10 protein-coding genes are annotated in these 11,232 nt (G+C 32.6%); 1 reads left to right on the top strand and 9 read right to left on the bottom strand.

Features of this window, described 5'->3' with window-relative positions:
- Positions 1-491: 491 nt before the first annotated feature.
- From ACQH21_RS07775 to rseP, 6 genes are all read right to left on the bottom strand, one after another.
- Positions 492-896 carry a hypothetical protein gene (locus tag ACQH21_RS07775; RefSeq protein WP_264377622.1) on the bottom strand — a complete coding sequence of 135 codons (405 nt, stop codon included), beginning with the start codon at positions 894-896 and terminating at the stop codon, positions 492-494.
- Positions 897-981: 85 nt separating this feature from the next.
- A complete protein-coding gene (locus ACQH21_RS07770) occupies positions 982-4,044 on the bottom strand; it encodes a WPE palindromic element domain-containing protein (protein WP_425384193.1) in 3,063 nt (1,020 codons plus the stop codon).
- 45 nt (positions 4,045-4,089) lie between these two features.
- Entirely contained in the window at positions 4,090-4,521 is a 432-nt protein-coding gene (gene fabZ, locus ACQH21_RS07765; protein ID WP_425384192.1) for a 3-hydroxyacyl-ACP dehydratase FabZ, read from the bottom strand.
- A 4-nt stretch (positions 4,522-4,525) separates the two neighbouring features.
- Positions 4,526-5,086 carry an OmpH family outer membrane protein gene (locus ACQH21_RS07760; RefSeq protein ID WP_052264996.1) on the bottom strand — a complete coding sequence of 187 codons (561 nt, stop codon included), beginning with the start codon at positions 5,084-5,086 and terminating at the stop codon, positions 4,526-4,528.
- The gene (bamA, locus tag ACQH21_RS07755) at positions 5,087-7,420 is read right to left on the bottom strand and encodes an outer membrane protein assembly factor BamA (RefSeq protein WP_425384191.1); all 2,334 of its coding nucleotides are present in this window, start codon (positions 7,418-7,420) and stop codon (positions 5,087-5,089) included.
- Positions 7,421-7,427: 7 nt separating this feature from the next.
- Positions 7,428-8,543, bottom strand: a complete 1,116-nt coding sequence (rseP, locus tag ACQH21_RS07750) for an RIP metalloprotease RseP (protein WP_064085479.1) — start codon at positions 8,541-8,543, stop codon at positions 7,428-7,430.
- A gap of 99 nt (positions 8,544-8,642) precedes the next feature.
- Here rseP and ACQH21_RS07745 point away from each other — a divergent pair, with 99 nt between their 5' ends.
- On the top strand, positions 8,643-8,909 hold the full coding sequence (locus ACQH21_RS07745; RefSeq protein WP_010404229.1) for a succinate dehydrogenase assembly factor 2: 267 nt from the start codon (positions 8,643-8,645) through the stop codon (positions 8,907-8,909).
- On the opposite strand, the gene ACQH21_RS07740 is transcribed toward ACQH21_RS07745, so the two are convergent.
- Genes ACQH21_RS07740 through ACQH21_RS07730 form a run of 3 tightly spaced genes read right to left on the bottom strand, consistent with a single transcriptional unit; the run spans position 8,887 to position 11,198 of the window.
- A complete protein-coding gene (locus tag ACQH21_RS07740) occupies positions 8,887-9,204 on the bottom strand; it encodes a cell division protein ZapA (protein WP_010404232.1) in 318 nt (105 codons plus the stop codon). The two genes, ACQH21_RS07745 and ACQH21_RS07740, sit on opposite strands and share 23 nt — an antisense overlap.
- Before the next feature lie 43 nt (positions 9,205-9,247).
- Positions 9,248-9,526 (bottom strand): HU family DNA-binding protein, encoded by a 279-nt coding sequence (locus ACQH21_RS07735; protein ID WP_010404234.1) that lies wholly within the window; start codon positions 9,524-9,526, stop codon positions 9,248-9,250.
- A gap of 19 nt (positions 9,527-9,545) precedes the next feature.
- Positions 9,546-11,198 (bottom strand): 30S ribosomal protein S1, encoded by a 1,653-nt coding sequence (locus tag ACQH21_RS07730; protein WP_425384190.1) that lies wholly within the window; start codon positions 11,196-11,198, stop codon positions 9,546-9,548.
- Positions 11,199-11,232: the final 34 nt, after the last annotated feature.

The raw sequence follows: 11,232 nt of genomic DNA, 5'->3' as shown, positions 1-11,232 counted from the left end.
TTTTTAATCTAATCTGACCGATAGCTTTAATAGTGAGGTAAGCTTTAATATAGCACTCCTAATTCACAGTGCTACACTCGTGCATAATTTATTTTTAATTTGTGCACGAGCGTTAGTAAATTATTTACTTTTTGAAATAAAATTTGGCATCAATTCAATATCCAGAACTTCAGTAAGTCTGATAGTTGAGAGTGATTTACTTTCTTTGTTTTAAGTATCTGCATAAATCTAATGGAGCTGCCAGTTTTCAATGCACTCATTCGACTTTTATGCTCTTCGCAATATTTGATTCTATTAAAGAATTCTTTGCTAATCTAGTCTTTAACGCTTTTTTTAGATACCGCCGCGGTGTCTCAGCATAGATTCCACTAACACGTAGCGGAATCTTAAATTGTTTTAGCTATAGATCCCTGTATCAAGTACTGTAATGACGGCATTCGAGTAGCGGACACTGGAATCAAGAAAGCTCTTTAGTAGCTGTATAATGAAAATTAGATCATAAAATCCTCTGACAGCATATTCTGTGTTTTACCGTCATCCATAACTGTGTAATCAATATCATATTTATCGAATTCATTGCGCATCCTAGTGAAATGTCCTTTATCATGATCCAAAAGAACACTTACGTATTTAAAGCTATCATTAAAAAGATCATTATAAATTACTGGAGATTGAACTGTGTAGGATTTTGTACACTCATCTTGACCGTTATTATCTTTACAAAGGGACATTTTTCCTGTTTTGCCAGTATCATCTTTAGTAGAAATAAGAAATTTCATACCTACGTCTTCGTTTTTTGCTATAAACTCCTTACACTTTCTACTTTTTGCAGAACATGGTCCTATATCTATAGAGTAGCTTTCTTTTGGAAGTGTGAATCTTAACTTATGTGTCATAATACTACCTTAATAAAAATCATTATTATAGTATAGATTTATTAATAAATAATATACATTATGGTATAATTAGTACAAAATAGGTTTAACCAATCTCAGTAGGACTGCCAGTTGGACCCATAAGAATTATTTGTTCACCTTTTTTAAAACATTTACATAAATTAGTGGAACCGCCAGTTTCAAGCACAATAGTAGAAATAAATCCTTTTTTTTTGTCTACTTCAGTGCCGGTTACTGCTATACCTTCCATAGTGAGGTGAGTTTTTCTGCTATTGGTTTCAAAATTTTGCAACCTAAAGAATTGTCCAGGTTTAAAATTCTTTGCCGCAAGTGGTGCTTTGATCACTATTTCCACAACTTTGTCTGTTAAATATTGAACTTTTATAACCTTTGCAGTGAATTGCTCTTTGATTTTTTTGAAAAATTCTTTGTTAGTTAGGTGTTCTGATATTATTCCAGCGCGTGACGCTTTAGCGTGCAAATGCTGCAATTTGTAGGTAATTCGCATAGCAGGTGGTGTCGTGCAAATAGCTGACACTGGAATCCAGTTCTGACTATATAACCATCTGGTGTACTCATTCAAAATTAAGTTTTCTGGATTCCAGTGTTTGGGCACTGGAATGACATCTTTTTTGGTGAAAGTTACTCTTATATTACAACATTCATACAATTGTGCATATGACTCCGAGATTCTAGCCGGAATGATATAAATGAAGCTATTAACTCTATTCAAAAGCTGAGAAATGATAGGGTAACCATTCTTAGCGCTTGCCATAGCTTTGACTACACTGCCGCTATACGAGGGATGAAGATCACCAAAAAAGCTAATTGTTTTATTGCCTTCCTTATATACTAATATTCTATCTTTATCTCGCATCTTAGGAGAAAAGATAGGATCTATTTCTTTTCCCGATGAATTCAAATGAGTAAAATATCCGTTACTTAATTTAAAATGCTTTTTATCTTCTGTTGCAATAACTGTATTTGGCTTAGTACCTGCTGCTATAAAAATAGAACGTGCTTTTATATGCTTGATTTCATCAGATTTTGTGTCTATTAGTTTTATTGATTCAGCGTGGTTATATTTATCTGTTACAACTTCAATCGGCTCTAAGTTTTCAATAAAGTAAATCCCTTCTGATAGTGCATTTTGCACCTCTTCGCTATTTAATCGATAACTTGGTGAATCTTTTAGCTCTTTTCTATATACAATTTTCACTCCCCCTAGACTTTGCATTAGTTCCAATATTTTTGCTTCTCTATTCTCTTTTTTTGCTGATTCTTGCTCTTTTCGGATCAATTGTGCATGCGATATCAGCTCATTTGCAAGTTCATATTCCTCTTCTTTCCAATCTTTTTCGACATATTTCTTTCCATACTTATCAACCAATATTTCATAACGAAGAAGAAATTTTTCTACTTGAATCGGATAGTAAGCTAAAACTTCAGTAGCAGTATCAATTGCAGTGAGTCCTGCACCTATGACAACTATCGGCATACGAACTTGCAGATTTGCTATAGAATCAAATTTAAGAGCGCCAGTCAGTTGTAACGACATAAGAAAGTCAGATGCCATGCGCACTCCACGGGCTAGTATGTTTTTTATTTTGATCATTCGTGGCTTACCAGAGCCAAGTGCCAAGGCAATGTGATCAAAACCCAAGTTAAATGCGTCATCAACAGTTATCGTACTGCCAAAACGAATGCCTCCATAAAGTGCAAAATTCTCACGTCTTTCCAGCAGTAATCTAATAATCTTTAAGTAATTTTTATCCCACCTAGAAGTAATGCCGTATTCTGACACTCCACCAAACCCATCTGCCGTGCGTTCACTCAATTTTTCGTGTTCAAAATCTTTAATTAGCTGTAAATTATCGATCAAAGGTTCAATCTTTAGTCCATCAATGGCGATAACGTTATGCCCATCGTTTAATAAATGATGAGCTAAATTAAAACCCGCAGGACCAAGGCCTACAACTAGGACGTTTTTTCCAGTGTTTCCTTTTGGCAATGGACGCTGAAAATTTAAAGGATTCCAGCGGCTAAGCAGAGAATATATTTCAAATCCATACGGTAAACTAAGCACATCATCTAGAATCCTTGTTTCAATTGCTGGCACATTTACGGGTTCTTGTTTTTGATATATGCACGAATTCATGCAGTCATTGCATATTCTGTGTCCAGTAGCCGCACATAATGGGTTATCTATCATCACAATTGCAAGACTTGCTATGCTGTATCCTTCGCTTTTTACCAGATTCATTTCTGATATTTTCTGCTCTAGTGGGCAGCCGTGCAGCTCAACTCTAAGTGGAGACTTTTTGAAAGTGTTGTCATCATTGATTAGCCCCTTTGAGCAGTTGTCCTTACTTTGCTTATGACAAAATATGCAGTAGTGAGCATTATCTAGTGCTTTATTCAAACTCACCTTTTTGCTTGTTAGATCAAAACCATATCTTCTTTTCACCTCATTTGAATACAGAACCTCAACCTCGTCTACTTCTTTTTTCAAGAATGATACGAGATTTTCGTAATCAATTTTCTTATGTATGCTAAATAGTATACTCTGTTTATTTTTCACTCTCCAAACTGCATATTGAGCCGCAAGTTCTATTTCTTCTTTGTGATCCTCTTTATTTTCAAGCCAACTCATTACCTGCTCAGAAAAGTTTTTTTCTGTTGTCGGTAAAGTAATGAAACTATTTAATTTGTTAGTGACATAATCAATATTTGCTACATCAGTGTATTTCTTCAATGCATAACGCTGAACAAATAATCTTTTGCATCTGTATATTACAGCAAAGTCATTGTGTTTTTCCTTTAACTCTTCTACTTCTTTTTCAATATTGAAAAATTTTGCAATAAATTCATCAAGTAAATGTGAGAGATCCATTATTAACTGGCTATTACAACCATCTTTCATCCAAGCTGGAATCCATCCTTCTTGTTTTCTGGATCCCAGTGTCAAGCACTGGGATGAACACTGGGATGACATCGAAGAAGAAGCTGCTTTTTCTCTTGCTTCAACTAATGAATAAAACAAGCTTTCATCGCACGATTTTATGTAATCCAAAAACGCCTTATCTAACTTTATTAATTCACTACGAGTGTATAAGTTTGAAAATGAGATTTTGAAATTCAGTTGCATCTTTATACTATACAGTGTACATACTGTTTCTTATAGATGAAGATTTTATTTATCTTGCAGTTTTGCTAAGATTGTTGCTCCTGCAACCTCTTCTTTTCCAACAGATGCAACACACTTAAATTTGTATACACCTAAACGCAAACCTTCAAAGTTAGATTGAAGAATTAAGGTATCTCCTGGAGTGACTGGCTTTCTGAATTTTGCGTTTTCAATGGACATAAAGTATACAACTTTATTTTCTACTGTTTTTTTACCGAGAACACATATAGCAGATGCCTGAGCTAAAGACTCAATTATCAAAACTCCTGGCATTATCGGATGGTCAGGAAAATGACCAATAAAAAATTGCTCGTTGAAAGTCACGTTTTTAATTGCTTTTATACTCATACCAGGATCGCATTCTATAACCCTATCTACTAAGAGAAAAGGATAAGAATGTGGTAGTATTTTTATAATATCATTGATATTACATTGCATAAGTCTATTCAATGTTTTGCAAAGCAAATTCGGGTATTTCCTTGTTTACATTTTTTAATACTACATCCGATAAATCTACTTCATCCATAGAGTATAAAACTTGATTCTTTTTTGAAATAAATAGTACCAAATCTATGTTGTTTTTTTCTGCTGTTTTTTTAGCAACTTCTTTTATCTTGTTAAAGACACTTTCTACTGCTTCTCTATAATTTTCTTCTAAATGTGACATTTTCTTAGCGTAATTATCCCTAACACTTACAGTATGCTTACTAAATTGTTCTGTCTTTTCTTTTTTTGCTTCTTCTGACAAAAGGTCAAATTCTTCTTTCGATGGCTTAAATTTTTCTAACTCATTTTCAAATTCCTTCTGTAATCTAGAATTCTGCTCCTTTATTTGTTGTTGTATATTTTGCAGAGCCAGAGATTCATTGATAACCTTATCACTATCAATAATGGCAGCCTTTGTATTAAGCGTGCTCTGAGGTTGATACCCTACAAACTTATACCCCACAAATAAGGAAATAATTAAGGCAATAACTGATGTAAATAACTGTATATATTTCATTTAAATCCCCGCTTCAATAGAAATTTTAACGTTTGTCGATGGTATTATGTCATAAGCTTCCTTTACTAAAGGAAACCCAAAATCTAATCTAATTCTACCAAAAGGAGAAGGCATTGAAAAGCCAAAACCTGGTGATACTCTTATAAGCTTACTATCGTAATATTTCCCACTATATCCCTTCTTTTCATCTAAACCAAAAAGTGTTGCATAGTCAACAAATAGTGAGCCTTTGATACCAGCATAGTCGTATAATTTAGATAGTGGAAAATCTACTTGCTGTGTTAAATTAAAATAAGTTTTGCCTCCCAATGAGCTTTGATTTTTGTCTTCTGCTCTTGGTCCAATGCCGGAAAGGTCAAATCCTCTAATCTCATTGCCACCTTTAAAGAAGTGCTGGCCAATGTTGAGCTCTTTATTAGTATAGGAAAAAATATGACCTGCTGCTACTTTAAAGCGCAATGTTATATCATCATCAATTTTGCTTAATATAGGGTGTGTATAAAAAGATAAGAATTCAGATTTTAGGAAATTTACATTTCCCCATAATCCTGAAATATCCTGACTTAAACGCAATAAATATCCCTCTTTAGGAGTATAGAGGTTATCCAGTTTATTGTACGCTAACGTGTATCCCACTGATGAAACCTGATACTCACCTTCTTGATCTCTTATTATCTCAGAGATATCCTCATCTTTTCCACCCTTATTGTCCATGTGTATGTGATTATACTTATAAGAATATTGAAAGGAATTGGTTAGATTTTCTGAGATTTTATATGATACTTTTGCTATTCCTCCCCAGTTGCAGGTATCGAAAGTAGTGTTTGGTTTGTCTTGTTTTTCATAAAAAATACTCATGCCTAGTGAAGTATCAGAATCGTTAAAATTATTTTCAACAGTGTCTATACTAGTAGAAAGAACATATTGACTTTTTTCAAGAGCAAAAGATACCTCTTTACCACTACCAAATAAATTACGATCTGTGAAATCGGTTTTAACAAATACTCCACCAGGAAGAGACATGCCACCTGTTAAAGATAACGAGGCAGTTCTTTTTTCTTTGACATTTAAATCAAGATTTACTGCATTTTCATCCACTATATAACTATTTATTTTTACTGTTTCAAAAAAATCGCTATATATAAGTTTTCTACGTGATTTTTGAATCTCAGATGTGTTATATGCGTCGCCTTCTGCCATGCTAAGTTTTCTTCTAATTACTTTATCTAAAGTGCGGTCATTGCCATCAATAGTAATTTGGTTTATATAAATCTTTTTACCTGGTAGCACTTTGTAAGTTACATCCACAATATTGTTATGTTGTGTATATTCTGGATTAACTTTTGCAAATATATATCCTTTTTCGTTTAAATGTTTACTTATTTTTTCTGCTGTATTGTTAATTTTAACTCTATTAAATATTTGATTATTTTCCTCTTTGATAAATTCTAATATTTCTTCCCTTAAACTTAAATCCTTAATCTCAGTTTCAATATCAACTTCATTATTTCCAAATAAGTATTGCTGCTTTTCATCAATCAAAAAAGTTAACTCTATTTGGTTGTTATTATCAACCTCAACAATTGGTTGGATATTATTTTGAATATATCCCTTAGATGAATAGAAGCGATCAAGCAGTTCTGTGTTAATCAGTAGATATTGAGGTGAATAATGAGTTCCGCTTTTAAAAATGGCTCTAAATAACTTACTAAATATATCATTGCTATGCCTTTTGATAACTTGCTCTAGCTCATTTGCTGAAAAGTTTTTATTACCTATGAATCGTAAACCCTTAATTTTAGACGTTCTTCCTTCTTTTATCTTAAAAATTAGGTTTATCCTATTGCTACCAAGCTTATCTAGCTCATATGCAATTTTAACACCAATTTTACCACTGTTCCTATAAAGAGTAGCTAGATTTATTAAATCGTTTTGTAATTTTGTTTCAGTGAAAATAGTTAGTGATTTTGACTGGATAACGTTATTTAGCAACTCTTTACTGTTAAATAACTTATTGCCTTTCAATATTACTTTGTTAATCAATGGATTCTCATGAATTTTTACTACTAAGTTTTTTTCATCATCGATATAGGCGTTAATACTAGCAAATAACTTTGTTTTGTATAAATCTTTTATAACTGAATCTACATCATCATCATTTATATGACTACCTGGTTCTAATTTTGTATAAAACCTTATTGTTTGATCACTTACTCGCTCATTGCCAATATACTTAATATTTTTTATCTGTACTTTTTCTTTATTTTCTAGAGCAACAAGTAGAGTGGGAAAAGAAATAAGTATTATTATTAGTATGTGAAATAACTTTTTCATATGTATCTTAAAAAAGATGCCTAATATCATTTGTGATTGCAACTGCCATCAACAAAAACAGTATGGTAGCACCAAAAGTGACTGCATATTTTTGATATTTCAAACTCAAATCTCTACGTATAACTGCTTCTATAATATAATGAAATAAATGCCCACCATCTAGTAGTGGTATTGGCAGCAAGTTAATTGCAGCTAAATTAGCTGAAATAATTGCCATAAAATATAGAACCATCATAAGTCCCTTTTTAGCTGATTGCCCTGAATATTTTGCAATTTTTATTGGCCCACCTATTTCATTTATACTCCTTTTACCAACAACAATTTGAAAGAGTGCTTTGATTGTTAAACACATAGTGTGGTAGGTTTCATTCACTGATAGGCTAGCAGCTCCAAGAAAAGATGACTGTTTTAACCCTATCATATTAATTGAGGTAATTCCTATAGTTTTTCTTTCTATTATGTTACCAAAGACATCTCTATCCTCAACTGTAAACGGAGTTAGAATAGTTCTGTACTCTTCGTTATTTCTGCTATACTTAATTTCTATTCTTGTTTCAGGATTGGACATTATCACGCGTGAAATATCTTCAAAGTATTTTATTTTGTACTCATTGATCTGTGTAATAGTGTCACCTGGTAATAGGCCAGCTTGCTTTGCTGCACTTTCTTCAATTACATTACCAATTACTGGTGGAGTACGATAATAACCTGCCACGCTGAAAAATATTGTGAAAGCTATAACGGTAAATATCATGTTTGCAAAAGGCCCTGCAAAAACTATTGCTGCTTTTTGATATCGAGGTTTTGTATGGAATGAGTATAATTTTTCTTCTTCAGTTAATTTTTGTTGATCAACAGGAACGCTTGCTGCATTAGTATCCCCTAACATTTTAACGTAGCCACCCAATGGAAAGGCACTTAATTTCCATCTAGTTCCAGACTTGTCGTTAAAACCAAAAATTTCAGGACCAAAGCCTATAGAAAAAGATTCAACTTTAACCTTGCATGCTTTAGCGACAATATAATGCCCACATTCATGCACGAATACTATGATAGAAATTATTAAAGAAAACGATAAAAAATAATATATTCCAGCGCTAAGTTGATGAGAAATTAATTCCACCTATGTTTTAAATCTTAATCAAACGTTGAGTATATTAAAATGCGCCTTGCTTGACAAGTATTTAGTTTAGTCTTTAAATTAAAAAAAAGTTTAATGACAATGATAGATATCTCCTTATTAAGAAGAAAACTGATGTATAGGAGTTGGCATAGGGGTTGTAAAGAAACTGATATACTTTTAGGGCATTTTGCATTGAAATATCTTGATAAATTTTCCTTAAGTGAACTAATTGAATACGAAAAAATAGTTGATCTTGATGATTGCGAATTATATTGTTACATCACTCGTAAGAAACTTCTCCCCCCTGATTTGAGTAGTGAGGTAGTCGATTTGATTGCTTGCTTTAATCACTTATGCACCCAATAATCTTGTTTACCCTATCTAATACTTCAGCATATTCTACTCTTTTTTCCTCCCTATACTTTTTGCATTCTTGATTTATTTCGTCTAATCGCTTTGTTAATTCTAAAATTTTGTCTTCGAGAGTCAATGCTGCAAGTAAGAAATTTAATGCATCTGAGCCCTTACCTCCAGTTCTTTGAGATATGGAGCTAACTAGCTTGTTGAAGCTATTAGCAAGTTGTAATAAATGGTCCTTCTTTTTACTTTCGCAAGATATTTTATATGTGTTATTATGTATAACTATTTCTACTACTTGCATATGATGCTATATTGTACAACTTTCAAAATTACAATATAGATTTTTATTCATTTATCAAGAGGGATAACTTTTTACTGCTACGAAAATAAGTTTTAAAGTATTGATGTTTTGCAACCTTCTGTGACGTCAAATTACTTGCTTCTTTCAAGTTATAGCTTCTAATTGAAAAAGAACCAAACCCCCTGATTTCAACTCTATTATGATATTTCAACGTGTTTGAAAACACTCGAAAGAAACTATCAACTATGTCTGCTATAATGACCTTATCTAACAAAAGGTGTTTTTTTGCCACTTTTGCTATTATATCAGATTTCGTTGCCATTTATATGAAGCACAAGAAGTTATTTGGCAGATAATATTATATTATATTTTTCAACACCTACTACTTCAACTTGTATTTTTTCTGATATAGAAAACTTTTTATTTTCTGGTAAATGCTCTTGATCTACTAAAAGGGTTACATTGTTCTCAACCTCAACGATTAGACCATTTTCCTCTCTCTTACTTACAGTAACCTGAATTTTATCCCCTACTTTAACTTTCTCTATCAGTTCTTCAAGAGGATCATACTCTATTTGCTTTACTCCAAGATAAATTCTTGTCCGATCTATGTTAGCCCTTATCACTTTTGCTTCTATTTCATCACCTACATTATACTTTTTTATCTCATCTGAATTGTTTTTCGACCAACTTAGATTTTGCATATAAATTGTTCCTTCTACGTCCTCAGATATCTCAGAATTATCAAAAGTCACAGATATTTGTGAACCATTGTTGCTTTTAACTTTACCAGAAACAATAGAACCAAGAGGATATTTATCAATAAATACTTGCCAAGGATTCTCTACGCACCTTTTTGTGCTTAAACTCATCTTATTTTTAATAATGTCAATACCGAGAATTTTTACATCCACTTCTTGTCCTATTGTTACAAAACTACTGATTGGTAAATTACTCTTGCTCCAAGTTATTTCTGATGAGTGTACCAAACCCGCAATCCCAGGTTTAATCTCAACAATGAATCCACAATCTTTTATACCCGTTACACATCCTTTGTGTACGCTGTTAATTGGACATTTTGACTCTAGATCTTGCCAAGGATTGTCTCCTAATTGTTTTACACCCAGGGAGATTTTTCCATTTTCTCTATCTATTTTTATAATTTTAGTTTTTATATGCTGACCATAAGAAAAAATTGCAGATGGATGACTTACATTACTCCAAGAGATATCTGTAATATGTAGCAGCCCATCTATAACTCCCACTGTATCTGATTCATGAATGCCAACAAATGCACCGTAGTGAGTGATGCTTTTTATTTTGCCTTCTACTACATCACCTTCATTTAAAGATTCTAAAAACTTAATTTTTTCACCAGCATGCAATTTCTCTAATACAAGCTTTCTTGATACTACAATATTCCCCTGCTTCTTATCCATTTTAAGCACGATGAATTTTTGTTCAGTTTCAATAAGGTGATTAGCATCTTTTATTTGCTTCAAATCCACATGACTCAGCGGTAAAAACGCACTTATTCCATCACCAAGATCAACAATAAAACCGCATTTAATTGAGCGTTTAATGATTCCTGTTACTTCATCTTTTGTAACTGCGCTTTCTTCCAATTTATTCCATTTTTCGTCTCTGATTGCTTTCTCACGACTAAGAACAACATTACCATGGTAATCTTCAATTCTCTCAACATAAACTCTAATTTTCGAGCCAACAGTGATATCATCATTACAACTGAGCTCCTTAATCAGAATTCTTCCGTCTGACTTTAAACCAACATCAACCACAATATCATTAGAATTTCTTCTTGTGATTATACCTTCTACCACATCTCCTTCTTTGATTTTGTTAGCAAAAGAATCTTCACAAAAGTCATTGTCTTGATTATCAAATTGATCTTGAAATATCTCTTCTATGAACCTATTTGATGATAGCCTCTTGATAGCAACTGTACTTTCCATACCTTTTAATTTTAACTTCATTAGAACTCATATATTATATAATATTAATAATTAG

Origin of the sequence: Wolbachia endosymbiont (group B) of Eupithecia inturbata, assembly GCF_964030915.1 — a bacterium.
Classification (GTDB): Bacteria; Pseudomonadota; Alphaproteobacteria; order Rickettsiales; family Anaplasmataceae; genus Wolbachia.
The sequence above is the reverse complement of the archived record's forward strand: the minus strand, read 5'-3'. Positions and strand labels throughout refer to the sequence as shown.

Excerpts from the sequence above, each read along its gene's own strand:
- fabZ (WP_425384192.1), bottom strand. The coding sequence starts at position 4,521 with ATGCAATGTAATATCAATGATATTATAAAAATACTACCACATTCTTAT.
- ACQH21_RS07740 (WP_010404232.1), bottom strand. The coding sequence starts at position 9,204 with ATGCAAGTAGTAGAAATAGTTATACATAATAACACATATAAAATATCT.
- ACQH21_RS07745 (WP_010404229.1), top strand. The coding sequence starts at position 8,643 with ATGATAGATATCTCCTTATTAAGAAGAAAACTGATGTATAGGAGTTGG.
- bamA (WP_425384191.1), bottom strand. The coding sequence starts at position 7,420 with ATGAAAAAGTTATTTCACATACTAATAATAATACTTATTTCTTTTCCC.
- ACQH21_RS07735 (WP_010404234.1), bottom strand. The coding sequence starts at position 9,526 with ATGGCAACGAAATCTGATATAATAGCAAAAGTGGCAAAAAAACACCTT.
- ACQH21_RS07775 (WP_264377622.1), bottom strand. The coding sequence starts at position 896 with ATGACACATAAGTTAAGATTCACACTTCCAAAAGAAAGCTACTCTATA.
- ACQH21_RS07760 (WP_052264996.1), bottom strand. The coding sequence starts at position 5,086 with ATGAAATATATACAGTTATTTACATCAGTTATTGCCTTAATTATTTCC.
- ACQH21_RS07770 (WP_425384193.1), bottom strand. The coding sequence starts at position 4,044 with ATGCAACTGAATTTCAAAATCTCATTTTCAAACTTATACACTCGTAGT.
- ACQH21_RS07730 (WP_425384190.1), bottom strand. The coding sequence starts at position 11,198 with ATGAAGTTAAAATTAAAAGGTATGGAAAGTACAGTTGCTATCAAGAGG.